The organism is Bacillus cereus group sp. MYBK108-1 (assembly GCF_051917185.1).
In the GTDB taxonomy this organism is placed as follows: Bacteria; Bacillota; Bacilli; order Bacillales; family Bacillaceae_G; genus Bacillus_A; species Bacillus_A cereus.
In genome coordinates, this window is record NZ_JBQAHZ010000026.1 from 1 (window position 1) to 25,765 (window position 25,765).

The following is a 25,765-nucleotide window of genomic DNA, read 5'->3' on the forward strand; positions in this document are numbered from 1 at the left end:
TTACCGAAACACCCATCTGGAAAAGCGCTAAATGAATTAAGTGAGGAAGAATTAGCGGAAATCCAAGGGGCATCGGATGTACAACCAGAAACAACACCACTTTGTGTGGGAGTAATTATAGGAATAACGGCATCAATTAAAATTTGTAAGTAGATAGGTTTCATTCGAAAGGGGTATTCATCTCCTTTTGAATGAAACAGATTCCAATATTCGAATGCGAAAAATCGAATGTTGGAATCTGTTTCCCCTGAAGGGGACCAATTTATTGGAATATGGATTTTAAAATAAGGAAGGGGATTAAATTATTATGTTAATTCACTCATATATAAATGAAAAGGCATTTGCGAAGAGTCTTAATTTGAAAGAGCGTTATAAAACGCTAAAGAGTAGAAGAGATTTATTATTATCGGAGGATTTAAATTTAGCCCAATTAAATAAATGGATAGATAAAATGTTTAGAAGTAATAAAGCTGATTTTGATTTTAAATTAAAAATGAATGAAATGACAAAAGAAGATTTTGCGAGTTTAATTGAGAAAATCCCTGAATCAAAAGAGCATTTATATATAGATGAATTAAATGAACATGTGAATTTGCGCGTGTTAGAAATAGGAATAGAGTTGTGTGAAAGTAAGCCATTAAGTGCAGAGGAAGATTTAGGGTTTATAGAATTTGTTAGGCCGTTTGCACTTTATGCAGCCGAAATGATAGATAGTTCGTTGAAATATAGATTAAATAAGATACGTTATGAGCATGAAGAGATTAAAGAAATGCTAGTGCGATCTTTAGTAGAAGAGTTATTAAATAATGCGGTGCGATCACTAGTCTTAGAATTTAATATTGCAAAACTAAGGGAAGAACTAGTAGGAGAGACTCCAGAAGAGCGATTTCTTTCCTTTGTCAGAGAGAAAGCTAGAAATAAGGAGAATTTAATTGCGTTCTATGAGGAATACGCAACATTAACACGAAGGTTAATTTTGAGAACAGAGTATTTTATACAAAATGTTCAAATGTTACTATTTCGTTTGAATGAAAATTGGCTACAGTTACAAAAAGAATTTCAATTGCAGGATGTATCATTAAGCGAAATTAAGGTTGGATTAGGAGATACACATCAAGAAGGGAAAACAGTTGTCCAGCTTGTATTCTCTTCAGGTAAAGAAATTTTATACAAGCCAAAGTCTATGGAAATTACGAAATCGTACCATGCATTTTTAGAATGGATGAATGAGGTAAGTGGAAGTATACAACTTCCATCATATAAAGTTTTAGACTTTGGTGAATATGGATGGGAAGAAAAAATATTGTATAAACCGTGCTCTTCTAAAGAAGAGGTGGAGCGCTACTATTTACGTTTTGGTAAGTTGATTGGTTTAATGCATATGTTAAAAGGTGCTGATTTGCATTTTGAAAATATAATTGCTCATGGAGAGTATCCATACATTATTGATTCGGAGACGATTTTTCATCAATATCCAAAACTGAATTTTCCGGATAGTGCGGAAGTAAAATTGAAATATGAACAAAGCGACTCAGTGATAGGATCTGGATTGTTACCGCAAGCTATGTTTCAAAACATCGATGGAAAAGGTATAGATTTAAGTGCTTTAAATGGAAAAGAGCAAGATTTGCCGTTTAAGGTGCTGGCCTTAAGTCAAAATAGTAAGGATGAAATGGAATTTACTATGAAAGAAGCCAAAAGTCAAAGTGCTAAAAATCTACCGAAACTTGGAGTAGAAGAAATTTATGTAGAGGATTATTTAACCTTTATTATTGATGGTTTTCAGGAAATGTGTAAATTTTTTATTGAGTATAAGGAAGAGATTTTATCAGAAAGAGGACCTTTAATTACATTTAGAGAAAATAAAATTCGCATTGTTGCTAGGGCGACTCAACAATATTGTAATTTCTTACAAGAGTCTACACATCCAGACTATATGAGAGATTCAATTTTATTGGAACAATTATTTGAAAGAGTATGGTATTACCCATATGAAAATAAGGGGCTAGTCATTCATGAGATTCAAGACTTATTACGTGCGGATGTTCCTATATTTACGACTTTTACAGATTCACGAGATCTATATAGTAGTACAGGTGAAAGGATGGAAGACTTTTTTAAGGAGAGCGGTTATGAGCAAGTATATAATAGAATTTATCATTTTGATGATAAGGAATTGGAAAAGCAACGAGGGTGGCTGAAGTTGGCAATACAGGGAAATAGAGATGTTGATATTAAAGTGAGAAGAAAAGAGGATTACAGAAGTGAATTATTAGAAAATCATCAGGAGACAATCTTGCAGGAAGCTATAAATATCGGAGAGTCTTTAGTAGAGAATGTAGTATTATCAGATGATAAAACAACAGCATCATGGTTACAAGCAAATGTTATTCACGACAAGTGGTATGTTGCCCCGATGAAGCAAAATTTATATGACGGTTTAGGTGGCGTAGCACTATTCTTATTGTATCTAAATAAGGTTACAGGAAACGAAAAATATTTAGAGGTTGCTCATAAGGCGTTGAAGTCAGCGATGAACCCTTTATCGAAAGCGAAGGGGCTTCTATCGACCTTCTTGGGTAAATATTCATTGTTATATCCATTAGCACATTTTCAATCTATAAGTCCTAGAAAAGAATATCAGGATTTTTTAGAAGAAATAAAAGTAGAATTAAAAGAAAGGCTCAAAGAAGAAGAAGAGTTTGATTTGTTAAGTGGCTCAGCAGGAGTTATTCAAGTGGCTCTTAATTTATTTGAAATGACAAAGGATCAAGATTATTTAGATCTTGCTGATATGTACAGTAAGCATTTGGTGGAAAATGTATCAATATTAGAAAGTGGAGTAGCGTGGAAGAATAAACATACTAACAGTTATTTAGGCGGTTTTTCTCATGGGACGAGTGGTATCGCTTGGAGCTTATGGCGTTCAGGGATTATGAATAGGAATCAAGAATATATTGATTTAGCTAAAAAAGCATTTGCTTATGATCGATCATTGTTTGAAAAAGAAGAAAGTGCGTGGAAAGACACAAGAGAGAGTGAGAAGAAGTGCTTACATCAATGGTGCCACGGTTCCACTGGAATAGGATTGAGTAGAGTTTTAGTAAGAAGCTATGAAGAAGATGTAGAAATGGACGAAGAAATTCGAGTGGCTGTAGATAATGTACGAAAGTATGGATTTAAAAATAATGATACATTATGTCATGGGAATATGGGGGACACGGAATTACTATTGGCTGTTTCACAGTTGTATGGTAATAAAGAATTGTATGAACAGGCGTTACAAATTGGCATACAAGTTATTAATAATTATAGAGAAACTGGTAGTTATCAATGTGATGCACCAGATGATATTCAATCATTTGGTATGTTTGTAGGGATAGCAGGAGTTGGTATGCAGTTGTTAAGACTATTACAGCCGAATGAAATTCCATCCGTTATGACATTAGAGAATGTAAAAGGATAAATGAAAAGACATTCTACCTTTTGGTAGAATGTCTTTATTATACATTTACATTTATTATACCTTTTCGAACAGCTTCAGCTAATGCTTCAGAACGAGAACTCACCTTGAACTTTTTAAACAGTTTCGTTAAATTATATTCAACAGCCCTAGAACTCATATATAATTCATCTGCAATTTGTTTATTACTTTTTCCTTTCGCAATGGATTCAAGAATTTCTAATTCTTTTTGTGTAATTGTAACATGGCTTGATGCTCTTTTCGTATCTAAGTTATCAACAGTCATATCTTCAACTCGAAGTTGTCGCAATAAAGAAATTGGAATTAAAGTATACCCATTTAAGACGGCCCGAATAGCCATTAATAACTCTTGCTGTGATGCTGATTTGCTAACAATACCGCTAATACCAGAATCTATTAATAAATTAAATTGTGATAAATATTCGAAGCCTGTGTAGAGAATAATTTTTGCATCTGGTTGTATGTGTAAAAGTTTTTGAGCCACATCAAGTCCACTATAATTAGGCATGTTCATGTCTAAAAGATATATATCAAAAGGTGTTTTTGAACTTTGAGAAATTGCTTCCTGTTCGTTTAAAATGTATGTTGCTTGAATATCTTCTTCTAATTCGATCATATTTTTCGTACCTTCACCCACTATTTGGTGATCGTCTACAATCAAAACGTGTATCATTTTATTCACCTCGGTATAGTAATATTTACTTGTAGTCCATTTCCTATTTCTGAAATAAGCTGAATTTCGCCTCCTATTCCTTGAACGCGCCCTTTGATTCCAGATAAACCCATATGTTTATTTGAAGAATAGGGGGCTTGGGTATTAAAACCGATGCCGTTATCACGATAATCTAGATAAATACAATTATTTTCTTCCCATAAAAATATATTAATTAAGGTTGCATTAGAGTGCTTATCAGCATTGTTTAATAATTCTTGGATAATACGATAAACAGATAAAATTTTATCAAATTCGTAATGATTCTCCTGTATTGAGTCATATTCAAATTGAATTCGGAAATTAGTACGTAGTTGCATTTGTGCTAATAGCTCTTTAAGTGCACCTATAAGACCAATTTCAGATAGAAGAGCCGGTTTTAATTCATTACAAGTGTCACGAATTTGTTGAATAACATCAAACATACCGAATTTTATTTTTTCTAATTGTCCCTGCAATTCACCTGGTACAGTATGTTCTTTTAATACAGTTTCTAGTTTACGATACCAGACAATTTGGTCTTGCAGGGCAGCGTCATGAAGATCCGCAGCAAGCCGACGCCTTTCAGTTTCTGAGATTTGAAATAGTAGGCGTGAAAGAGTTGCTGAGTGTGTTTTATTTGCTATGCTTTCTTTTTCTAAAGATTGAATGATTTGATTAACTGAATTTAGGTTTTCATAAACTAGACGTACATATTTTACGATAGCAATAAACCAAGTTTTTTCATTGATATTAAATTTAATATTGTTGGTTTTATTTCCAACCCAAATGTAATGCTTTGTGTTTTGGGTAGAATATAAATAAATACCGATGCATCCGTCATCTTCTAATAAATCATTTATATACCCTGATTCCATTCCCCATTGTTTCTTTTTCGAAAGATTAAATTTTTCTGTTTCTCCGTAACTTTTATAACAATTGTATGTATTTTGTTTTGTATCAAACTCAATAAATTGTATAAAACACGGTTTTAGTAGGGAGATAATTTCATTCATAAATTTTTTCTCTAAATCTTTTACTTTCATAATGGAAGAAAGTTGTTGTGCGAATTGATCAATACTTACATGTAAATTGGTTTTGCTTCTGAATAATTGATTGCGAAATGTGAAATCTAATCGTTCTTTTATTACAAGAAACAGTATGTTTAAAGGGAAAATGATAATGAAATTTTGCATGAGTCTAATAAAGAATCGCTCATCAGGATTAATACCCCAGCTTATAATTAATGTAATAATGATAGTTGGAAGTAATGAAAGCAAAGAGTAGTACCGAACACGATCAAACATAAAATCAATATCAAAGATTTGCTTTGTTAATATTAAATAAAAGTAGCCAATTGGAATGCAAAATAGGAATAATGCTGCAATATCAGCCCTAATAATGGCTGCATTAAATAATATCCTTGGAAGAGCATATAGCATTATAAATGGCCCGAAAGAAATACATTGGATAACTAACATAAATTTAAAAAAAGGCCTGTGTAAAGTATTTCTATATTTTATGTATCCTTTTAAAAGGAAATATACACTTAAAAGAATACTAAAACATAAATAAGCTAAATCTGTGTAAGCAGAGACTTGTTGCAAATTTGGAAGAAAGGTAACGGATAATAAGCCGGTAGTAATAACGGTCATGTATAGAAAAATGTGAAATCTAATCACATTTTTATGTATAATAATAATTTCCTTCCGCTTAAACAGCTGATATAAAAATAAAGTAAGAAATAAAGATACACTTTGAAAAGAGATACTTATAATTAAGAGTCCGCCAAAATCAGATTTACTAGATATAGAAGAGGCGGAAAGGCTAATAGAGGTTGCTAATAAAAAAAGCATAAAATAACGCTCTTCTCGCCTTATAGCTTTATTTCTATAGACAATAAAGCATAAGCTTAAAATGGTCAGAGAAAAAATCATTGGTAGATATAATGTAATAATTAGCTCTTCGTTGTCTGAAGTAGCTGTTGTGCTATAAGTAGAAATCCTATCATTCTGTATAGTTTGAATTTCAGTTGCATTTAAAAATTGATTTTGGTATCGCTTGAAAACCCCTAAATAAGGATTCGCCCCATCCACTTTGTAAATTTCATCACCTGCTTTTAAGGCTGTTTTTGCAGCCCAACCCGACGTATCAATTTGACTGATTGTATATGTATTATGTTTTTCTTTAGAAGCGATAATGCCACTGTAAGGCTGATAAAAATTGTAGAGGATGTAACTTTGTATGATTAAGTAAAAAATTATTAATGAAATTACGAAATAAATTGGACGTTGTTTAATCATTGCTAGAATTACCTCACTATCATATATAATTTCGGAATCCCGCAATAGGATTGCGGATAATAGCAAAAGAATATGTAATAATATAAAACTATAAAAATTGGTGGGGTGAACGATATATGATTAGAGAATTAGTTGAACGTATATTAGAAGATATTCAATTTAAAAATGTGTGTAGTCAAGGAACAATAGCCATTGATGGTATATCAAAACAAGAATTAGAAATTATTTTAGGTACTTTAAATAAATCGTCTTTACTTAGTAAAGCTGCTGAGACATGGAAGTAAACTAAATTAGAGTATCAATTAACCTATCCTTATTTGCTTGACTGAGTGAAAGTTGTTCGATGTATCCTTTTGATTTGTATACATATAGGTTCTGCATAACGGAGCAGTACTCCATTGATCCACCGTACAGTAATATGTGTTTTAAAGAATCTAATGTTTGATTATTTAATTCATCATATTGTATCTCTTGATTAAAGAACTTTTTTATAAGTATAAAGTTATCATTTTTACTATTTAAATAATATAGTATTGGTAAAGTTTTCTTTAAATTAAGAAAATCATTTTTCTTATCCCATTGCATAATATCACGCATGTCGTTTTTTATTTGATTAATAACGCCTATACATAGTGCGTAGTTTTCAATTAAAGAACGCTGGATAGGGTTGATATTCCCTGTTCCTAATAAGCATGCAAGTTTAATTAGATATCCAGATTTGTGAGTTACCATATCAATATAATCTTTCTCGGAATGGATTTCATTTTTAAGATCTAGTTGTTGTCCATTAATAGAGTTTAAAATAGAAGAGTGTATTTCATTTTTGAGCCAGTTTTTCATTTGAATTGAAAGGGAAGCCTTGTCAACTTCTTGCAAACAAATAAGTAAAAATCCCATAATTATATTGAGATTTGTGGCAATTGGATGTTTTGTCCAAGGTCCTTCTAAGAAATCTTCGTCTTGAATATCATCCATAATATCTAGAGCGAGCATAAGTAATTCTATAATTGTTAGCAGTAATTGTTTTTCCTCTTCATTTTGGTTATCTTGAAATATTTCATAATGTACGAGAGTGATGTTAGCAAAACGAGTAGAATCATTGAATTTGTATTCAATATATTCTGAAGAACATTGACGTAATGTAGATTCGAAAAAATGTCCATAAACCAGTTTTTTTGCACGCAAAATTAATTCATTTTGTAATGAATAAATCACTCGCAGCTCCCCTTTTGTAAAAATTCGGAATATTCCAATTGTAACATAAGAGGGACATCTTCACAATTAAGCATATCGCAAATGCGATATGTTTTTTTTATGAAGATGTTGCGGAGAATCCCGCTAATTTGTTTGCGGTAACTACAACGTGCATTGCGGACAATAACGTTTAAAAGAAGGATATGATATGAGTACAGATTAAGACAACACAGTTTAATAAACGAGAAAAAATAATCTAATATGGATTGAGAATAAAGGAGGAGAATGATGAAGAAAGTTTTAAGTGGTCGAGAAAAAGAAGTAGCTGTGTTGATTGCACGAGGTTTGAAGGATGTTGAAATAGCAAGGGAGTTATTTATTAGTAGAAGGAGAGTGGGGGAATTAGTAGCCTCAATTAAAAGAAAGTTAGAAATACATTCAAGGGTCCAAATTGGAATAGCTGCATATTTTTTAGGATTAATTACATTTGAATTTAATTTTAATCATGGTAACCATGAGGGTGTTGCTATGATTAATAGTTAAAGAGATAGGGGGGAATAAAATGGCAAAGGTGCCCTTTATAGAACAGATGGAACATAGCGAATGTGGATTAGCCTCATTGGCGATGGTCTTTAGTTTTTATGAAAAGCATGTTTCGTTAGCTGAATTAAGAGAAGAGTTTGGTGTTCCGAAAGGTGGTACATCTTTATACCAGCTTATGCATATTGCTAGGAAAAATGGTTTTCAAGTAAAAGGATATAAAGCTGAATATGAAGCTTTAAGTGAAGTTAAATTACCAGCAGTTATCCATTGGGAACATAAACATTATGTAGTCCTAGAGAAAGTGACAAGAAAGGGGGCTATAGTTATAGACCCTGCTTACGGAAGAAATAAAATCTCTAAAAAAGAAATGGAGGAAAAGTATTCTGGATTTGTATTAACACTAGAACCAGATGAGTCATTTCAAAAACAAAAAGGTGTCTCTCATTTGCAATTCTTTTTATCGTTTGTGTTAGGGAAAAAGAAATTAATAGCTTTAATTGTATTAGCCTCTTTGATAATTCAGGCTTTTGCGCTGGTGATTCCATTTGTCACAAGTTGGATGACTGACCATGTAATTATTCCGAGAGATCCGAGCTATATGAATATGATAGGTTACAGCATTTTAGTATTGCTAATAAGTTATCAAGTATTTGCTTCGTTAAGAGGTTTCCTAATAGCGAAGTTGCAAACGGCAATTGATATGTCTTTAATGCAAAGTTTTATAGAAAAATTATTAAGTCTTTCTTATAACTTTTTTGAGAATCGCTCTATGGGAGAACTGTTATTTAGAGCAAATTCCAATGTATATATTAGACAAATATTATCTACTAAGGTAATTTCCTTTCTTATAGATGGAATTCTGCTTTTCACTTACTTATTCTTCATGTTTCGTTATTCGACCTTATTAGGATTCGTTGTGTTAGCAGTTGGGAGTGTTATATTCGCCCTACTTGTCATGAGCACGACTGTTTCTAAGAAGTTAGCTGATAAAGAGGTTTCGGCTCAAGCTCAAGTTCAAAGGATTTTGTCTGAGAGTATTAATGGGATTAGTGACGTGAAGGTTATGGGATTGGAAAAGCAAGTGTATAAAGAATGGCAAGAACGCTTTGGTTCTCAGCTTATTCATGCAGAGAAGAGATCTATATGGACGGCATTGATGAATACATTAGCGGGTTCTATTCAATTTATCTTACCGTTGTTTCTGCTTTGGTTCAGTGGACAACAGGTGCTAGCTGGAAATATGACATTAGGAAGTGTACTCGGCTTTAATGCGTTAGCGATTTCGTTTATAACTCCGATTATCTCCATTGGGAGTGGCTATGGTGAATTGATTTATATTAGCTCCTATATTCAGCGGATTTACGATGTAATGCATGCGAGATCGGAGAGAGAGGTCAATCAATTTTCAGGAATTAAGAAACTGAATGGTGATATTGAGTTTGACAATGTTTCTTATCGTCACAATTATTTCAGTGAAGATGCAATTCAGAATGTTTCGTTTAAAATCAAAGCTGGTGAGAAGGTCGCAATTGTTGGGGCGTCTGGGTCTGGAAAAAGTACAATTGTAAAAATGCTTCTCGGACTATATACACCAACGAATGGGAAAATCCGATTTGATGGGATTGAAAGCGAAAAGTTAAATTTGAAATTTTTAAGGAAATCAATAGGCGTTGTTTTCCAAGAAGCGAGATTGTTTAACAAAACGGTAGGAGAAAATATCATTGCGCAAAGGAAAGGGGTGCCTCCGAATGGAGTAATTGAGGCATCGAAGCAAGCGAATATATTAGAAGATATTATGATGCTACCATTAAATTTTCAAACGATGGTATCTGAATTTGGAGTTAACTTCTCTGGTGGGCAAAGGCAAAGGTTAATATTAGCTAGAGCATTGGTAACAAACCCATCTATTTTAATATTGGATGAAGCGACAAGTGCACTCGATACATTGTCTGAAAGAGTTATTGATGAGAATTTAACTGATATGTTATGTACAAGGATTGTCATTGCACATAGATTAAGCACGGTTAAGAATGCAGATAAGATTATTGTTATGGATAAGGGAGCAATTGTAGAGATAGGATCACATACAGAGCTACTTGAGAAGCAAGGATATTATTATCAATTGTCAAAAGCTCAGGAAGTAAAAGGAGGGATTAAAAGTGAAAGATTGGCTTAAATATCGAAACACAATAGCGAAAATAGGTGCTGGAATTACTGTGGGATTATTATTAAACCTTCCTATAGTTGGAGTTAGTACGATAAGCGCTGAAGAAATGAAACATAATCAAATTAAAGAAAATTCGTATGTGTTTACATTGAGGCAAGGTGAAAATACGGATGAGATGATAAAGGAAATTAGAGATAAATATCCCGATTTAAAGCTAGAAGTAATAAAAGAAATTAAGATGCTGAATATTGAAGGTGATAATTTAGAAAGAGTACAAGAAGCGAAGCAGCATTTATTAAAAAATTATAAAGGGATAATTGAAAAAGCAGGTAGAGAGGATGTAGTGGAATTAAAGCCGCCCACTATAGTAAAGAATCCTTCAAATAAAATAAAATACGCACCTTCACAATTAGAACAAGAAGAGGCCGATTATAGCAAATGGAAATGGGATGTCGATAAGGTAACAGAAAATGGGGAGAGCTATAAAATTGAACAAGGAAATCATAGTGTAAAGATTGGTGTTATTGATAGTGGGATTGATGTAAATCATCCTGCGTTAAAGGGAAATATAGTTAGTCAGGGGAAAATTTTAGTTCCGAATGTAGAATCAATTGAAGATAATATTGGTCATGGAACAATGATTGCGGGGTTAATAGCTGCTGATGGGAAAATAAAGGGGGTAGCGCCCAAAATTGGGATTGTACCATATAAAGTATTTCAAGGTAGTTCTGCAGATTCAAGTTGGATTATTAAAGCTATTGTAGAGGCTGCAAATGATGGTATGGATGTTATTAATTTAAGTTTAGGAACATACAAGTCCATTAAAGATCCAGAAGAAGGAGCTGTGTACTTAGCTTATAAAAGAGCAATAGAGTATGCGAATAGTAAAGGGAGTTTGCTAGTGGCTTCCTCTGGAACAGAAGGATTCGATATTTCAAATCCTTTTCAATTAGCTAAGCAAAGAGGATATGAAAACGACTTACAACTTCATATGCCAGGAGGTTTACCGGGGGTAGTAACTGTTGCGGGAACAAATAAAGATGATCGATTAGCTTATTACTCTAATTATGGAACCAATGTTGATATTGCAGCTCCATCAGGAGATTATGGATCTTTGTGGGAAAGTGAAAAAGTGGGAGATGAAACAGCTATGGTATTAACCACGTATCCTACAAACCTTCCGCAATCCCAGCTAAGTGAATGGTTAGGGTTTGATAGAGGGTATGAGCTGATGATTGGAACGAGTCTAGCAGTTCCTAAAGTTTCTGCTACAGCCGCACTTGTAATTGCGGAATATAAAGAAAAATTTAGGCTGAAGCCTAGTAATGGATTTGTTAAAACAAGATTATATCAGGGGGCAAAACCGGCATTAGATGACGGAAAAAAATATTTTGGAAAAGGTATTGTAAATGCGAAGGGTGCACTTGATTTTCGAAATACAAATTTCAAAAAATGGGAGAGATAAAGATGAATTTTAAAAAGTTTTTACTTATGATTGGCGGAATTGCTTTAGGAATGGCAGTTATTTACTTTATTAAACAGTAAAGGGGATGTTATATATGGCATTTGAAATTCAAGGATTAAATAAAACATTTGGTGAATATAAAGCCGTTAATGATTTAAATATACGTGTAGAAGAAGGTGGGATTTTAGGGATGCTGGGCCGAAATGGTGCTGGTAAGACGACAACGATTCGTATGATCTTAGATTTAATCAAACCGGATAGCGGCCAAATTCTATGGAATAATCGCCCTTTTTCAAAGAAAGACCTATCTATTGGCTATTTACCAGAAGAGCGTGGATTATACCCGAAAATGAATGTAGTGGAGCAATTGGTGTATTTCGGCAAGTTAGAAGGAATGCCAGCTAATCTTGCAAAAAGGCATGCGTTACAGTGGCTAGAAAAATTAGAAATGACACCACATTTAAAGAAGAAAACAGAGGAATTGTCAAAGGGAAATCAACAAAAAATTCAATTGATTTCAGCGATATTGCATAATCCGGAATTCATCATACTAGATGAACCATTTAGTGGATTGGATCCTGTAAATGCAGAGATGTTAAAAAATGTTGTGCTCGAGTTAATCGCGCAAAGAAAAACGATTATCTTCTGTAGTCATCAAATGGACAGTGTAGAAACGTTCTGTGAGGAAATTTGTATTATGAAAAATGGTCAACTTGTATTATCGGGTGCCTTGTCAGATATTAAGAAAAGTTATCAATACAAATATATGACGTTGCAAACGGAAGGGGATATTGAACCTATTCTTAAGAAGAAAAATTTCAATTTTGAAAAAGTTAATCGTACGTTCATGATTAAAGTTAATGATGGAGAGGATGCATTTTCGCTGCTTGAAGACATTAAAACTAAACAATATATCCGAGATGTTTCTATTAAAGAACCTTCTTTACATCAAATCTTTGTTGAAAAGGCGGGTGCATAAGTAATGAGGAATTTCTGGATTGTTTTAGGGCAAACGTATTGGGATCGTGTGAGGACGAAAATATTTATTGGGATGACATTGTTATTAATAGGGGGAGGGATATTCTTATTCTCCTTTCCAACTTTAGTACAAAAGTTTTCTGGAGAGAAAGAAAAAGCAAAAGTTGTATTTATTTCCGAAGCACCTAATGTTACTTTGGATCAATCTAATCTTAGTAAAGCTCTTCCAGAATGGGATTGGTCTTTAGGTGATAAAACAAAATTAAATCAATATAAGCAAGATTTGTTAGATAAGAAAGTCGAAGCGCTCTTTATATTAAAAGAGGGTGCGGGTGCTGAACCAGTATTAGATTACTTTATGAAGGTGGATAATCCTAAGTTGATTCAAAGTGCGCAGGTATTTGTACAAAATCAGTATTTTCAAAGTGCGGTAGTTAAACAACAGTTATCAGAAGAGGCTGTGAAATCACTGACGATGAACGTGCAAGCGAAAAAGCAAAACTTAAATAACGAAGAAACAAGCTCATTCTTACTGGTGTATTTATTAGTGGCGATTATGTACTTAGCAATTACTTCGTATGGAAATGCGATTGCTACAGCGGTAGCGTCAGAGAAGGCGTCGCGTGTTATGGAAGTGATGGTAACGAAGGTGTCGCCTGTTCACATGGTCTTTGGGAAGATATTAGGAGTCGGTCTTGCTAGTTTGACACAGTTATTTATTTTCTTCCTTAGTATGGCGCTATATATTAAATCTGGAATTTTTAAGGTATCGGATTCGTTTTTTGGAGTGAATATTGATGTAAATATGATTACAGGTGAGCATGCTGCATATTTCTTGTTATATTTTGTTCTCGGTTACTTCGTTTATGCGGCACTTTTCGCAGTGTTTGGTTCTATGGTAAGCAGGCCAGAAGAATTATCCGGAACAACGATGCCGATTACTCTTATATTGATGGGAAGCTTAGTGGTGGAGTTATTAGTAGTACTTGATAACCCTGAAGGGCTAGTATCAAGGGTGACATCATATGTTCCGTTTACAGCCCCAATTAGTATGGTAGTTAGGATTATTAATGGATCCGTTGGGAGTTTAGAAATTATTACATCTATGGTTGTATTACTGGCTAGCATTAGCTTAATTGCTATGTTTGCAGCGAAGGTCTATCCGAAAGGTGTATTAAGAAGTGGTAAGAGCCTTAAATTCATTCAATTGTTAAAAAATAATTAATTGCAGGGGGGAATAAATTATGGGATTTTTTTCGAAAAGAAAACAAAAAATGATGGATAGTAATAACGAGAGAAGCGTGAAAAAAATAGTTGAGTTGTCTGTGGAAGAGATGAGAGGAATTCAAGGAGCGTCTAGTGAATCGAACGATTATCTCTATGATTCCTATGTAATTAGGAATCAAAGTTCCTTAGCTTTAAATAAGAGGTTTCTTTCTTAATTAAGTATCGTAAAAGAGTAGTTAGGCATAGTGAAGTGTCACTATACCTAAACTGCTCTTTTTATTTTGGAATTGAACAGAGATAAATTTAATGTTGTTATATATAAAATTAAGGGTTACTATTAGTATGTGGTAACAAATAATTGAGTTTATTATTTTCTTTCAATATTATTCAAATTTAGGTTGTAAGTTGTAAATCTCATTAATACATATAAATTAATAATATTTTGGAATGGGTGTCTGCGTGAGGATTCTCCTTTTACCAAACTTATTGTACAATAGAAACAAGGGGGAGATTAGTTTGAAGGCAAGTCTTTTACAAGAACAAAGCTTACGTTTGGCAATGACACAAGAGTTAAGGCAAGCGATTACAATGCTCCAGTATAATGTACAAGAATTATCGGAGTTTTTGTATGAGCAATCGTTAGAGAATCCCCTTATTGAGTTAGGTGGTTTTGAGAGGGAGAAGAAAAAGAGCTCTAACAACAGTAAAAGTACCAGCAAACAAGTCGAGAATCAGATGGAGATCTACAGTGTGGATTCTACAACGATTCAGCAACATTTATTAAATCAAATACAGTATTATAAAATAGATGAAGAAGAGCGAAAAGTAGCTTCTTTCATTATTATGAACATGGATGGAAATGGATATTTACAAGAAACGAATGAAGAGTTAGCAGAGCTCCTTTCTGCGCCCATTCATGTAGTCGACCGCTCTGTAGAGCTTGTCCAATCACTGGAACCAGCAGGGGTAGGGGCGCGTAATATTCAGGAATGTTTAACTTTGCAATTGAAGCGCTTACAAAGACGGAATGGATTAGCAGAAGAGGTTGTAGAAGATCATTTCGCTTATTTTGTGAAGAAAGATTGGCGAAAGCTCGTTCAAGTGTTGAAGTGTAGTAATGAGGAATTGCAGAGTGCGGTAAATTGTATAACGTCATTACAACCAAAACCTGGTCTTGCGTTTTCTTCAGATAAACCACTTTACATTGTACCTGATATGGCGGTGAAAAAAGATGGCGATCGCCTCATTTTACAAATGAATGAGAGAAATATGCCGAGAATTGAAATTCACTCTGAATATAGTGCGCTTCTTAATAATAGTGAAAGTGAAGTAGCATCTTACGTATCAGAAAAGTATCAGCATGTGCAGTGGATTATGCGTAGTTTGAAGCAGAGAAAACAGACATTGCTGCAAGTAATGACTATTATTATGGAAAAACAACGTGATTTCTTCTGGAAAGGTCCAGAGTATTTAAGACCTCTCGCTTTAAAAGAGGTAGCGGAAGAGTTAAGTGTGCATGAATCGACAATTAGTCGTGCGACGCGAAATAAATATGTTCAAACACCACACGGTTTATTTGAGATGAAATCGTTCTTTAGCAATGCCGTTTCGACGACTGAAGATGAAGCAGTTTCTACAAAACGTGTAAAACAATTTATTCAAACGCTAATTGGGGCAGAGGATAAGAAAAAGCCACTTTCAGATCAAAAGATTTCAAAATTATTAGAAGAAGAGCATGAAATTGTTATTTCTCGAAGAACAGTGGCGAAGTATAGAGAACAAATGCATATCCCAGCTTCGTCATTACGAAAAACGATCGGATAGGTGAAGAAGATGAAAGTTGTACTGTATACTAAAAAAGATTGTGGCCTTTGCGTGAAGGCGAAACAAGTTTTAAAGGAAGTACAATGTGAATATTCTTTTCAAATCGAGGAAATAGATATATATGAAGATAATGACCTTTTAGAAAAATATCACTTAATGATTCCGGTTGTAGAAATGGACGGAAAACAAGTAGAATATGGTAACATTCACAAAGGTGTCATAATAAACTATATAAAGAATGCAGTTAAGAGTTGAATAAGTTTCTATCTCCTGTTACAATAATACACGTAGCAGGGATTATTTTTTTAACCTATGTGGGACACAAAATGTCACTACGGGACGTAAAGTGACCACGAAGGAAAAATGAACCGATGTAGTGAGGAGAAAAGATATGCGCTCATGGATTCAGAACACAAAAAAATTATTACCTGATCTGCTACCTGTTATGCAAACGAGAATGCAAATTCTTCAATACATTAGGCTCATGCAGCCGATTGGAAGAAGAAACTTATCAGCAAGTCTCGGTATGACAGAACGAGTATTGCGAAGTGAAGTTCAAGTTTTGAAAGAACAAAACTTAGTTCACGTCGCTTCTTCTGGAATGACTTTGACAGAAGAAGGAACAGCTTTAGTTCTTGCTTTGGAAGACTTTATGAAAGAAATTTCCGGGTTAAAGGTTTTAGAAAAGCAACTTAAGGAAACATTAGACTTGGATGAAGTTTTCGTTGTCCCTGGTGATAGTGATGAATCACCTTGGGTCAAACTGGAGATGGGCCGTGCTTGTGTGACTTGTATAAAAGACCGTCTGACAGCGAATAATATCGTTGCTGTGGCTGGAGGAACTACGCTAGCTGCTGCTGCGGACATGATGCAACTTGATTGCAAAGATTTACATATGCTATTTGTCCCAGCACGTGGTGGAATTGGAGAAGGCGTCGAATTAGAAGCCAATACCATTTGTGCCAAGATGGCACAAAATACGATGAGTAATTATCGCTTATTGTATGTTCCAGACCATGTTAGTAGCGAAGCATATGCGTCTATTGTGACAGAGCCTTCCGTGAAAGAAGTTCTTGAGTTGATTCGATCTTCCAATATCGTCATTCATGGAATAGGTGATGCGTTAACAATGGCACGTCGCAGAAGTACTTCAGAAGCAGATTGGTTAAAGATTCAGGCAAGCGAAGCAGTTGGCGAAGCTTTCGGTTACTACTTTAATGAAGAAGGAAATGTTGTTCATAAAGTAAGAACAGTTGGTATGCAACTAGAGGATTTACAAAATGTATCTCACGTTGTTGCAGTCGCTGGAGGTTCTTCAAAGGCAAAAGCAATACAGGCTGTAATTAAACAAGGGCACACTTCAATTCTAATTACAGATGAAGGTGCAGCAAAACAGTTAACAAAGGGTTTTACCCTTTAATATAATCCCCCAAGGAGGAAATTCAAATGACTAAAATTGGTATTAATGGATTTGGACGTATCGGACGTAACGTATTCCGCGCAGCTCTTAACAACTCTGAGGTAGAAGTAGTAGCAATCAACGACTTAACAGATGCTAAAACATTAGCTCACCTTTTAAAATATGACACAGTTCACGGAACTTTAAATGCAGAAGTATCTGCTAACGAAAACAGCATCGTTGTTAACGGTAAAGAAATTAAAGTTATCGCTGAGCGTGACCCAGCTCAATTACCATGGAGCGACTACGGAGTAGAAGTAGTAGTAGAATCTACTGGCCGTTTCACTAAAAAATCAGACGCTGAGAAACACTTAGGTGGATCAGTTAAGAAAGTTATCATCTCAGCTCCAGCTTCTGACGAAGATATCACTGTAGTTATGGGTGTTAACCACGAACAATACGATGCAGCTAACCACAACGTAGTATCTAACGCTTCTTGTACTACAAACTGTCTAGCTCCATTCGCTAAAGTATTAAACGAAAAATTCGGCGTAAAACGCGGAATGATGACAACAATTCACTCTTACACTAACGACCAACAAATCTTAGACTTACCACACAAAGATTTACGTCGTGCTCGTGCAGCAGCTGAAAACATGATCCCAACATCTACTGGTGCAGCTAAAGCTGTAGCATTAGTATTACCAGAACTTAAAGGCAAATTAAACGGTGGCGCTGTACGTGTTCCAACTGCTAACGTTTCTCTAGTTGACCTAGTTGTTGAACTTGACAAAGAAGTAACAGTTGAAGAAGTAAATGCAGCATTCAAAGCAGCAGCTGAAGGCGAATTAAAAGGTATCCTTGGATACAGCGAAGAGCCATTAGTATCTATCGACTATAACGGATGTACAGCTTCTTCTACAATCGATGCATTATCTACAATGGTAATGGAAGGTAACATGGTTAAAGTACTTTCTTGGTACGATAACGAAACTGGTTACTCTAACCGCGTAGTAGACCTAGCAGCTTACATGACTTCAAAAGGTCTTTAATTCTTAATTATATAAGTTATCAATGACAAAACGAGGGAGAGGGTTTGTTCCCTCTCTCTCTTCTTTCGTTTTAAAAGCAAATGTGTTAAGCTTTTGAGTGGGTTTTGTCAATCCTAACTAGTAGTCGGAGGGAAATCCAATGAACAAAAAATCAATTCGTGACGTAGATTTAAAAGGTAAGCGTGTATTTTGCCGCGTTGATTTCAACGTACCTATGAAAGAAGGCAAAATTACAGATGAAACTCGTATCCGTGCAGCTCTTCCTACAATTCAATATTTAGTAGAGCAAGGTGCGAAAGTTATTTTAGCAAGTCACTTAGGCCGTCCAAAAGGTCAAGTAGTAGAAGAAATGCGTTTAACTCCAGTAGCAGCACGTTTAGGCGAGCTTCTTGGTAAAGACGTTAAAAAAGCGGACGAAGCGTTCGGACCAGTTGCACAAGAAATGGTTGCAGCAATGAACGAAGGCGACGTATTAGTTCTTGAAAACGTACGTTTCTATGCGGGCGAAGAAAAGAACGATGCAGAACTTGCGAAAGAATTTGCAGCACTTGCTGACATCTTCGTAAACGATGCATTCGGTGCAGCTCACCGTGCTCACGCTTCTACAGCAGGTATCGCAGACTACCTACCAGCAGTATCTGGTCTATTAATGGAAAAAGAGTTAGATGTACTTGGTAAAGCACTTTCTAACCCAGAACGTCCATTTACAGCTATTATCGGTGGTGCGAAAGTAAAAGATAAAATCGGTGTAATTCGTCATCTATTAGACAAAGTAGATAACTTAATCATCGGTGGTGGACTTGCTTACACATTCGTTAAAGCTTTAGGTCATGAAATTGGTCTATCTCTATGTGAAGACGACAAGATCGAACTAGCTAAAGAATTTATGCAACTTGCAAAAGAAAAAGGCGTAAACTTCTACATGCCAGTTGATGTTGTAATCACTGAGGAATTCTCTGAAACTGCAACAACTAAAATCGTTGGTATCGACTCTATCCCTTCTAACTGGGAAGGCGTGGACATCGGTCCTAAAACACGTGAAATTTATGCAGATGTAATTAAAAATTCTAAGCTTGTTGTATGGAATGGACCAATGGGTGTATTCGAAATGACTCCATTCGCAGAAGGTACAAAAGCAGTAGGACAAGCATTAGCAGATGCAGAAGATACATACTCTGTTATCGGCGGTGGTGACTCTGCAGCAGCTGTTGAAAAATTCGGTATGGCTGATAAAATGAGCCACATTTCTACTGGCGGCGGTGCGTCATTAGAATTCATGGAAGGTAAAGAGCTTCCAGGTGTAGTTTGTCTTAACGACAAATAAGTAGCAGCCAAAGAAAAAGGACGGTGCAAAGCATGCGTAAACCAATTATCGCAGGTAACTGGAAAATGAATAAAACTCTATCAGAAGCAGTTAGCTTCGTAGAGGAAGTTAAAGGTCAAATCCCAGCAGCTTCAGCTGTTGATGCAGTAGTTTGCTCTCCAGCTCTATTCTTAGAGCGCCTTGTAGCAGCAACTGAAGGAACTGACTTACAAGTAGGTGCACAAAACATGCACTTCGAAAAAAATGGTGCATTCACTGGCGAAATTAGCCCAGTAGCACTTAGCGACTTAAAAGTTGGCTATGTAGTACTTGGCCACTCTGAGCGTCGTGAAATGTTTGCTGAAACAGATGAGTCAGTAAACAAAAAGACTATCGCAGCATTTGAACATGGTTTAACACCAATCGTATGTTGTGGTGAGACTTTAGAAGAGCGCGAAAGCGGAAAAACATTTGATCTAGTAGCAGGTCAAGTGACAAAAGCACTTGCAGGTTTAACAGAAGAGCAAGTTAAAGCAACTGTTATCGCTTATGAGCCAATCTGGGCTATCGGTACAGGTAAATCTTCTTCTTCTGCAGATGCAAACGAAGTATGTGCGCACATCCGTAAAGTTGTTGCAGAAGCTGTTTCTCCAGAAGCTGCAGAAGCTGTTCGTATCCAATACGGCGGTAGCGTAAAACCAGAAAACATTAAAGAGTATATGGCACAATCTGACATCGACGGCGCTTTAGTTGGCGGTGCTAGCTTAGAGCCAGCTTCGTTCTTAGGTCTTCTGGGGGCGGTAAAATGAGAAAGCCAACAGCTTTAATCATTCTTGACGGTTTCGGACTTCGTGAAGAAACTTACGGGAATGCTGTAGCACAAGCTAAGAAACCTAATTTTGATGGTTACTGGAACAAATTCCCTCACACAACGCTTACAGCTTGTGGCGAGGCAGTAGGTCTTCCAGAAGGTCAAATGGGTAACTCTGAGGTTGGTCACTTAAATATCGGTGCTGGCCGCATTGTATATCAAAGCTTAACACGCGTTAACGTTGCAATTCGTGAAGGTGAGTTCGATAAGAACGAAACGTTCCAAAGTGCAATTAAAAGCGTAAAAGAAAAAGGTACTGCACTTCATTTATTCGGTTTACTTTCTGACGGTGGTGTGCACAGTCACATGAATCACATGTTTGCTCTTCTTCGCTTAGCAGCTAAAGAAGGCGTTGAGAAAGTATACATTCATGCATTCTTAGATGGCCGCGATGTTGGACCAAAAACAGCAAAAAGCTATATCGATGCAACAAATGAAGTAATTAAAGAAACAGGAGTAGGACAATTCGCGACTATCTCTGGTCGTTATTACTCCATGGACCGTGACAAGCGTTGGGATCGCGTAGAAAAATGTTACCGTGCTATGGTGAATGGTGAAGGCCCTACTTATAAATCAGCAGAAGAGTGTGTAGAAGACTCTTATGCGAACGGTATCTATGATGAATTCGTATTGCCGTCTGTAATTGTTAACGAAGATAACACGCCAGTTGCAACAATCAATGATGATGATGCAGTTATCTTCTATAACTTCCGTCCAGACCGTGCAATTCAAATTGCTCGTGTATTTACAAACGAAGACTTCCGTGAGTTCGATCGTGGTGAAAAAGTACCTCACATTCCAGAATTCGTATGTATGACACACTTCAGTGAAACTGTAGATGGTTACGTGGCATTCAAGCCAATGAACCTTGATAACACTTTAGGTGAAGTTGTTGCGCAAGCGGGATTAAAGCAACTTCGCATCGCGGAAACTGAAAAGTATCCGCACGTTACATTCTTCTTTAGCGGTGGTCGTGAGGCTGAATTCCCAGGAGAAGAGCGTATCTTAATTAACTCACCAAAGGTTGCAACGTATGACTTGAAACCTGAAATGAGCATTTACGAAGTAACGGACGCTTTAGTAAATGAAATCGAAAATGATAAACATGATGTTATCATTCTTAACTTTGCGAACTGTGATATGGTTGGCCATTCTGGGATGATGGAACCAACAATTAAAGCAGTAGAAGCAACTGACGAATGTTTAGGAAAAGTTGTAGAAGCGATTCTTGCAAAAGATGGTGTAGCACTTATTACTGCTGACCATGGTAATGCGGATGAAGAATTAACTTCTGAAGGAGAGCCAATGACAGCTCATACAACTAACCCGGTTCCTTTCATTGTTACTAAGAACGACGTAGAATTACGTGAAGATGGTATCTTAGGTGATATCGCTCCAACAATGCTTACACTTCTTGGTGTTGAGCAACCGAAAGAAATGACAGGTAAAACAATTATTAAATAATTTGCTTATATAAAAAGGAGAGAATTTATTATGTCAACAATTATTGATGTTTATGCTCGCGAAGTCCTTGACTCTCGTGGTAACCCAACTGTAGAAGTAGAAGTTTACACAGAAAGCGGCGCTTTCGGACGCGCTATCGTACCAAGTGGTGCATCTACTGGTGAGCACGAAGCAGTAGAATTACGTGACGGTGACAAATCTCGTTACCTTGGTAAAGGTGTTGTTAACGCAGTAAACAACGTTAACGAAATTATCGCTCCAGAAATCGCTGGTTTCGATGTAACTGACCAAGCTGGTATTGACCGTGCTATGATCGAATTAGATGGCACTCCAAACAAAGGTAAACTAGGCGCTAACGCTATCCTTGGTGTATCTATGGCAGTAGCTCACGCAGCAGCTGACTTCGTAGGTCTTCCATTATACCGTTACCTTGGTGGATTCAATGCAAAACAATTACCAACTCCAATGATGAACATCATCAACGGTGGTTCTCACGCTGATAACAACGTTGACTTCCAAGAGTTCATGATCTTACCAGTTGGTGCTCCAACATTCAAAGAATCAATCCGTATGGGTGCTGAAGTATTCCATGCACTTAAAGCTGTATTACATGACAAAGGTCTTAACACTGCAGTAGGTGACGAAGGTGGATTCGCTCCAAACCTTGGTTCTAACCGTGAAGCTCTAGAAGTAATCATCGAAGCTATCGAAAAAGCTGGTTACAAAGCTGGCGAGAACGTATTCTTAGGAATGGACGTTGCTTCTTCTGAGTTCTACAACAAAGAAACTGGTAAATATGACCTTGCAGGCGAAGGCCGTACTGGCTTAACTTCTGCAGAAATGGTTGATTTCTATGAAGAGCTTTGCAAAGACTTCCCAATCATCTCTATCGAAGATGGTTTAGACGAAAACGACTGGGATGGTCACAAATTATTAACTGAGCGTATCGGTGATAAAGTACAATTAGTTGGTGACGATTTATTCGTAACTAACACTCAAAAACTTGCTGAAGGTATCGAAAAAGGTATCTCTAACTCAATCTTAATTAAAGTTAACCAAATCGGTACTTTAACTGAGACTTTCGAAGCTATCGAAATGGCTAAACGTGCTGGTTACACAGCAGTTGTATCTCACCGTTCTGGTGAAACTGAAGATGCTACAATCGCTGACATCGCAGTTGCAACTAACGCTGGACAAATCAAAACTGGTTCTATGAGCCGTACTGACCGTATTGCTAAGTACAACCAATTATTACGTATCGAAGACGAGCTAGGCGAAGTAGCTGTTTACGATGGTGTAAAATCTTTCTATAACATCAAACGATAATTGTAGAAAATAAACGACAGACCGTGAGAAATCACGGTCTGTTTTTTTATGCTAAAATTGTTCACCCGTCATAAGTGACATGAAATGTTTGAAGAAGCGGTTATAATCAAAATCAATTGCTATTTGATGACTCGGCCAATCAATAAATGGTTTAGATTCTCCTAAAGAGCGAAATTCTCCAATGCTTGCCCCCTGTGCATAAGATTCTGTCATGACAACGATAGGTGATTTGTGATAGGTAAACATAGAGTTATCAAGTAAAGCGAGTATTGGTATTGTGTCATGGAAGGGGCTCCCCTTTAAATGTGGTAGGGCGTCTTTATAATATCCGTAGTAATAATGATCAAATAACGGTTTGACAAGTGGAGCTTTTCCTTTTGCCTCAATGTATTCTGCCATTTCTGGTGTAATGATGGAGTATTGAGTGACGTTTAATGGGTATATGTACATGCTAGCTGTGGATTGAAGGACTATATTAGCGGCAGTAGGATCGCCATAAAAGTTTGCTTCGGAAATAGGGGTAACATTACCAGGATGTAAAAAGGCACCGCCCATTACGTAGTAAGATTTAACTTGCTTCATTAACTGTTTACATACGATGAATAAAATTGCTAGGGAGGTAAGTCTTCCTAAACTTACAATGATTAATTCATCTTTATACTGTTCAATAAGAGGAATGACTTCAAAAAAATTCTCCATTTCTCCGTTAGTCACATTCACCTTTGGAATAATTGGACCGAGCCCCTGTTTCCCATGTACATCCGTAAAAAACGCAGGTGGGGCACCAGTAAGGGGACGTTCTGAACCACCGAATATCTTGATATTTCTATTCTTTGTTTCGTTATTAAAAAAATGAGCATTTTCTACGGCCATTTTTTTTGGAACATTGCCGTAATCAGCAACGATACCGACAATTTCTATTTCATCGATAAAGAATGCTAAGAGGAGAGCCATCGTATCATCAATCCCAGGATCACAAAAAATGAGAACTTTTTTGGGCATATGTTCACCACCTATCTTGTTTATCCCGTACAAACCAGCTTGGTGAGGGCTAATAATCAATAAGGATGAGGGGAATCTCATTGATTAAAGTTTTACTTTATATATATGTAAGTTTAAGAATAAAAAGATTATTTTATTGAAATAATAGTCTTTTAAATTCAGAAAATAAAAACTTTTTATATTAGGTCAAGGTTTTTGACGTAATTTTCGTTTAGAAATGCAGTCATATCAAGGTTGTAAGCGTATAACATAGGCTGTTTTTGTTGTCAAGTTGATAAATTGCAGCTTTTTACAATTTATACTATGATAAAGATATTAACAGAAGATCGTATAAACATGAGGGATGATGAACATGAAATTTACAAAGATTCTTGTCCAAATTGCTGCTCTTTACGTTTTTTATATGGTTGGAACTTGGGTACAAGAAATGTTAAATATTCCGATCCCAGGAAGTTTGATTGGAATGTTCCTCTTACTTGTTTTACTTAGCCTAAAAGTTCTTCCAGTGAAATGGTTCGATTTAGGAGCAGAAACACTCGTTGCTATTATGCCGTTTTTATTAATTCCGCCAACGCTTGGCCTAATGAATTACGGTGCTTTTTTTATGAGTAAAGGAATTTCTCTTTTCATTACAGTTGTAGCGAGTACATTTTTAATTATTATTGTCGCAGGACATACAGGACAATATCTTGCGAATAGGAAGGAAAGAGAGTCGCGATGAGCCAAATATTAATCGGAGTCGGTTGGGTTCTTTTTACGGTGCTATTATATCAATTATCTAAAAAAATCTATAAATTATTTCCAACACCATTCACCATTCCAATGCTTGTAGCAACTGGATTAATGGCTTTCTTATTTATCGTGCTTGATATACCATATCAACATTATATGGAAAGTGGTGGTGGCTGGATTGCAAAGTTACTTGGACCCGGTGTTGTAGCATTTGCAATTCCTCTTTATAAACAACGTCATGTTCTGCAAAAATATGTTGTACCGATTGCTGGTGGCGTATTAGTAGGTACAACAGTTGCAATCGCTAGTGATTTTGCGATTGCTTCACTTATGGGAACGGATAAAAGCTTAATCTTATCGTCTTTACCAAAATCGGTGACAATGCCAGTTGCGATGAGTGTTTCAGAGCAAGTCGGTGGTGTACCTTCCTTAACAGCAGCTTTCGTTGTTATCGCAGGTATTACTGGAACGATTACAGGACCCCTTTTATTAAAATGGAGTCGTGTTACAAACTCAGTTGGTAAAGGTATCGGATTTGGATGTGCTTCTCATATTATGGGTGTTATGAGAGCGATGAAAAATAACGAACATGAAGGTGTTATTGGATCGGTAACAATGACATTAACAGCAATTTTGACATGTTTACTTGGACCGTTATTTGCGATGATGTTTATGTAATAGAAGAAAAGCGAGAGCGCCTCTATAGCTCTCGCTTTTCTATAGAATTTATGCTACAGTTA

General features: G+C 35.9%; 23 protein-coding genes. 19 read left to right on the plus strand and 4 right to left on the minus strand.

What is annotated here, in order from left to right; translation table 11 throughout:
* Both ACTFSL_RS25385 and ACTFSL_RS25390 read left to right on the plus strand, forming a co-directional pair.
* On the plus strand, positions 1–153 hold a 153-nt coding region (locus ACTFSL_RS25385), incomplete at its 5' end, for a mersacidin family lantibiotic (protein WP_440042621.1).
* Between the two features lie 154 nt (positions 154–307).
* Complete coding sequence (locus ACTFSL_RS25390) at positions 308–3,466, plus strand: type 2 lanthipeptide synthetase LanM family protein (protein ID WP_322211366.1); 3,159 nt, start codon at positions 308–310, stop codon at positions 3,464–3,466.
* A 37-nt stretch (positions 3,467–3,503) separates the two neighbouring features.
* On the opposite strand, the gene ACTFSL_RS25395 is transcribed toward ACTFSL_RS25390, so the two are convergent.
* The gene (locus tag ACTFSL_RS25395; protein ID WP_000582194.1) at positions 3,504–4,157 is read right to left on the minus strand and encodes a response regulator; all 654 of its coding nucleotides are present in this window, start codon (positions 4,155–4,157) and stop codon (positions 3,504–3,506) included.
* A 5-nt stretch (positions 4,158–4,162) separates the two neighbouring features.
* On the minus strand, positions 4,163–6,478 hold the full coding sequence (locus ACTFSL_RS25400) for a sensor histidine kinase (protein WP_440042600.1): 2,316 nt from the start codon (positions 6,476–6,478) through the stop codon (positions 4,163–4,165).
* Positions 6,479–6,594: 116 nt separating this feature from the next.
* Between ACTFSL_RS25400 and ACTFSL_RS25405 the strand changes: the two genes are divergently transcribed.
* The gene (locus ACTFSL_RS25405) at positions 6,595–6,762 is read left to right on the plus strand and encodes a hypothetical protein (protein ID WP_000617614.1); all 168 of its coding nucleotides are present in this window, start codon (positions 6,595–6,597) and stop codon (positions 6,760–6,762) included.
* Between the two features lies 1 nt (position 6,763).
* Here ACTFSL_RS25405 and ACTFSL_RS25410 read toward each other — a convergent pair whose 3' ends face one another.
* On the minus strand, positions 6,764–7,693 hold the full coding sequence (locus ACTFSL_RS25410; protein WP_000640554.1) for a polyprenyl synthetase family protein: 930 nt from the start codon (positions 7,691–7,693) through the stop codon (positions 6,764–6,766).
* A gap of 267 nt (positions 7,694–7,960) precedes the next feature.
* Between ACTFSL_RS25410 and ACTFSL_RS25415 the strand changes: the two genes are divergently transcribed.
* The 14 genes from ACTFSL_RS25415 to eno all read left to right on the plus strand — a co-directional run bounded on the left by ACTFSL_RS25415 (position 7,961) and on the right by eno (position 23,291).
* Positions 7,961–8,215 carry a response regulator transcription factor gene (locus ACTFSL_RS25415; RefSeq protein ID WP_000757187.1) on the plus strand — a complete coding sequence of 85 codons (255 nt, stop codon included), beginning with the start codon at positions 7,961–7,963 and terminating at the stop codon, positions 8,213–8,215.
* A gap of 19 nt (positions 8,216–8,234) precedes the next feature.
* Positions 8,235–10,391: a peptidase domain-containing ABC transporter gene (locus tag ACTFSL_RS25420; RefSeq protein WP_440042602.1), complete on the plus strand. Its 2,157-nt coding sequence runs from the start codon at positions 8,235–8,237 to the stop codon at positions 10,389–10,391.
* Positions 10,375–11,847 (plus strand): S8 family peptidase, encoded by a 1,473-nt coding sequence (locus ACTFSL_RS25425; protein WP_440042604.1) that lies wholly within the window; start codon positions 10,375–10,377, stop codon positions 11,845–11,847. Before ACTFSL_RS25420 ends, ACTFSL_RS25425 begins: the two co-directional genes overlap by 17 nt.
* Before the next feature lie 94 nt (positions 11,848–11,941).
* Positions 11,942–12,826, plus strand: coding sequence for an ABC transporter ATP-binding protein (locus ACTFSL_RS25430; RefSeq protein WP_000863493.1), 885 nt, complete (start codon positions 11,942–11,944; stop codon positions 12,824–12,826).
* Between the two features lie 3 nt (positions 12,827–12,829).
* Positions 12,830–14,050, plus strand: a complete 1,221-nt coding sequence (locus ACTFSL_RS25435; protein WP_001243601.1) for an ABC transporter permease — start codon at positions 12,830–12,832, stop codon at positions 14,048–14,050.
* Positions 14,051–14,069: 19 nt separating this feature from the next.
* Complete coding sequence (locus ACTFSL_RS25440) at positions 14,070–14,267, plus strand: hypothetical protein (RefSeq protein ID WP_000505575.1); 198 nt, start codon at positions 14,070–14,072, stop codon at positions 14,265–14,267.
* 301 nt (positions 14,268–14,568) lie between these two features.
* Positions 14,569–15,876 (plus strand): RNA polymerase factor sigma-54, encoded by a 1,308-nt coding sequence (rpoN, locus tag ACTFSL_RS25445; protein WP_000647957.1) that lies wholly within the window; start codon positions 14,569–14,571, stop codon positions 15,874–15,876.
* A gap of 9 nt (positions 15,877–15,885) precedes the next feature.
* A complete protein-coding gene (locus tag ACTFSL_RS25450; RefSeq protein WP_000869726.1) occupies positions 15,886–16,131 on the plus strand; it encodes a glutaredoxin family protein in 246 nt (81 codons plus the stop codon).
* A gap of 136 nt (positions 16,132–16,267) precedes the next feature.
* Complete coding sequence (gene cggR, locus ACTFSL_RS25455) at positions 16,268–17,296, plus strand: gapA transcriptional regulator CggR (RefSeq protein ID WP_001258185.1); 1,029 nt, start codon at positions 16,268–16,270, stop codon at positions 17,294–17,296.
* Between the two features lie 26 nt (positions 17,297–17,322).
* Entirely contained in the window at positions 17,323–18,327 is a 1,005-nt protein-coding gene (gene gap, locus ACTFSL_RS25460; RefSeq protein ID WP_000161236.1) for a type I glyceraldehyde-3-phosphate dehydrogenase, read from the plus strand.
* A 139-nt stretch (positions 18,328–18,466) separates the two neighbouring features.
* Entirely contained in the window at positions 18,467–19,651 is a 1,185-nt protein-coding gene (locus ACTFSL_RS25465; protein ID WP_001036350.1) for a phosphoglycerate kinase, read from the plus strand.
* A gap of 32 nt (positions 19,652–19,683) precedes the next feature.
* On the plus strand, positions 19,684–20,439 hold the full coding sequence (gene tpiA / locus ACTFSL_RS25470; protein ID WP_001231038.1) for a triose-phosphate isomerase: 756 nt from the start codon (positions 19,684–19,686) through the stop codon (positions 20,437–20,439).
* The gene (gpmI, locus tag ACTFSL_RS25475) at positions 20,436–21,965 is read left to right on the plus strand and encodes a 2,3-bisphosphoglycerate-independent phosphoglycerate mutase (RefSeq protein WP_440042606.1); all 1,530 of its coding nucleotides are present in this window, start codon (positions 20,436–20,438) and stop codon (positions 21,963–21,965) included. The genes tpiA and gpmI overlap by 4 nt, the downstream gene beginning before the upstream one ends.
* A gap of 30 nt (positions 21,966–21,995) precedes the next feature.
* Positions 21,996–23,291 carry a phosphopyruvate hydratase gene (eno, locus tag ACTFSL_RS25480; protein WP_000103955.1) on the plus strand — a complete coding sequence of 432 codons (1,296 nt, stop codon included), beginning with the start codon at positions 21,996–21,998 and terminating at the stop codon, positions 23,289–23,291.
* Between the two features lie 51 nt (positions 23,292–23,342).
* Here eno and ACTFSL_RS25485 read toward each other — a convergent pair whose 3' ends face one another.
* A complete protein-coding gene (locus tag ACTFSL_RS25485; RefSeq protein ID WP_224201254.1) occupies positions 23,343–24,293 on the minus strand; it encodes a nucleoside hydrolase in 951 nt (316 codons plus the stop codon).
* A gap of 352 nt (positions 24,294–24,645) precedes the next feature.
* Here ACTFSL_RS25485 and ACTFSL_RS25490 point away from each other — a divergent pair, with 352 nt between their 5' ends.
* Together ACTFSL_RS25490 and ACTFSL_RS25495 are read left to right on the plus strand one after the other, a co-directional pair.
* Positions 24,646–25,014, plus strand: a complete 369-nt coding sequence (locus ACTFSL_RS25490; RefSeq protein WP_000673222.1) for a CidA/LrgA family holin-like protein — start codon at positions 24,646–24,648, stop codon at positions 25,012–25,014.
* Complete coding sequence (locus tag ACTFSL_RS25495; RefSeq protein WP_000078309.1) at positions 25,011–25,703, plus strand: LrgB family protein; 693 nt, start codon at positions 25,011–25,013, stop codon at positions 25,701–25,703. Before ACTFSL_RS25490 ends, ACTFSL_RS25495 begins: the two co-directional genes overlap by 4 nt.
* Positions 25,704–25,765 lie beyond the last annotated feature (62 nt).

Coding starts and splice junctions, on each gene's coding strand:
- ACTFSL_RS25390 (WP_322211366.1), top strand. CDS start 308: ATGTTAATTCACTCATATATAAATGAAAAGGCATTTGCGAAGAGTCTT.
- ACTFSL_RS25395 (WP_000582194.1), bottom strand. CDS start 4,157: ATGATACACGTTTTGATTGTAGACGATCACCAAATAGTGGGTGAAGGT.
- ACTFSL_RS25400 (WP_440042600.1), bottom strand. CDS start 6,478: ATGATTAAACAACGTCCAATTTATTTCGTAATTTCATTAATAATTTTT.
- ACTFSL_RS25405 (WP_000617614.1), top strand. CDS start 6,595: ATGATTAGAGAATTAGTTGAACGTATATTAGAAGATATTCAATTTAAA.
- ACTFSL_RS25415 (WP_000757187.1), top strand. CDS start 7,961: ATGAAGAAAGTTTTAAGTGGTCGAGAAAAAGAAGTAGCTGTGTTGATT.
- ACTFSL_RS25420 (WP_440042602.1), top strand. CDS start 8,235: ATGGCAAAGGTGCCCTTTATAGAACAGATGGAACATAGCGAATGTGGA.
- ACTFSL_RS25430 (WP_000863493.1), top strand. CDS start 11,942: ATGGCATTTGAAATTCAAGGATTAAATAAAACATTTGGTGAATATAAA.
- ACTFSL_RS25435 (WP_001243601.1), top strand. CDS start 12,830: ATGAGGAATTTCTGGATTGTTTTAGGGCAAACGTATTGGGATCGTGTG.
- ACTFSL_RS25440 (WP_000505575.1), top strand. CDS start 14,070: ATGGGATTTTTTTCGAAAAGAAAACAAAAAATGATGGATAGTAATAAC.
- ACTFSL_RS25450 (WP_000869726.1), top strand. CDS start 15,886: ATGAAAGTTGTACTGTATACTAAAAAAGATTGTGGCCTTTGCGTGAAG.
- cggR (WP_001258185.1), top strand. CDS start 16,268: ATGCGCTCATGGATTCAGAACACAAAAAAATTATTACCTGATCTGCTA.
- gap (WP_000161236.1), top strand. CDS start 17,323: ATGACTAAAATTGGTATTAATGGATTTGGACGTATCGGACGTAACGTA.
- ACTFSL_RS25465 (WP_001036350.1), top strand. CDS start 18,467: ATGAACAAAAAATCAATTCGTGACGTAGATTTAAAAGGTAAGCGTGTA.
- tpiA (WP_001231038.1), top strand. CDS start 19,684: ATGCGTAAACCAATTATCGCAGGTAACTGGAAAATGAATAAAACTCTA.
- gpmI (WP_440042606.1), top strand. CDS start 20,436: ATGAGAAAGCCAACAGCTTTAATCATTCTTGACGGTTTCGGACTTCGT.
- eno (WP_000103955.1), top strand. CDS start 21,996: ATGTCAACAATTATTGATGTTTATGCTCGCGAAGTCCTTGACTCTCGT.
- ACTFSL_RS25485 (WP_224201254.1), bottom strand. CDS start 24,293: ATGCCCAAAAAAGTTCTCATTTTTTGTGATCCTGGGATTGATGATACG.
- ACTFSL_RS25490 (WP_000673222.1), top strand. CDS start 24,646: ATGAAATTTACAAAGATTCTTGTCCAAATTGCTGCTCTTTACGTTTTT.
- ACTFSL_RS25495 (WP_000078309.1), top strand. CDS start 25,011: ATGAGCCAAATATTAATCGGAGTCGGTTGGGTTCTTTTTACGGTGCTA.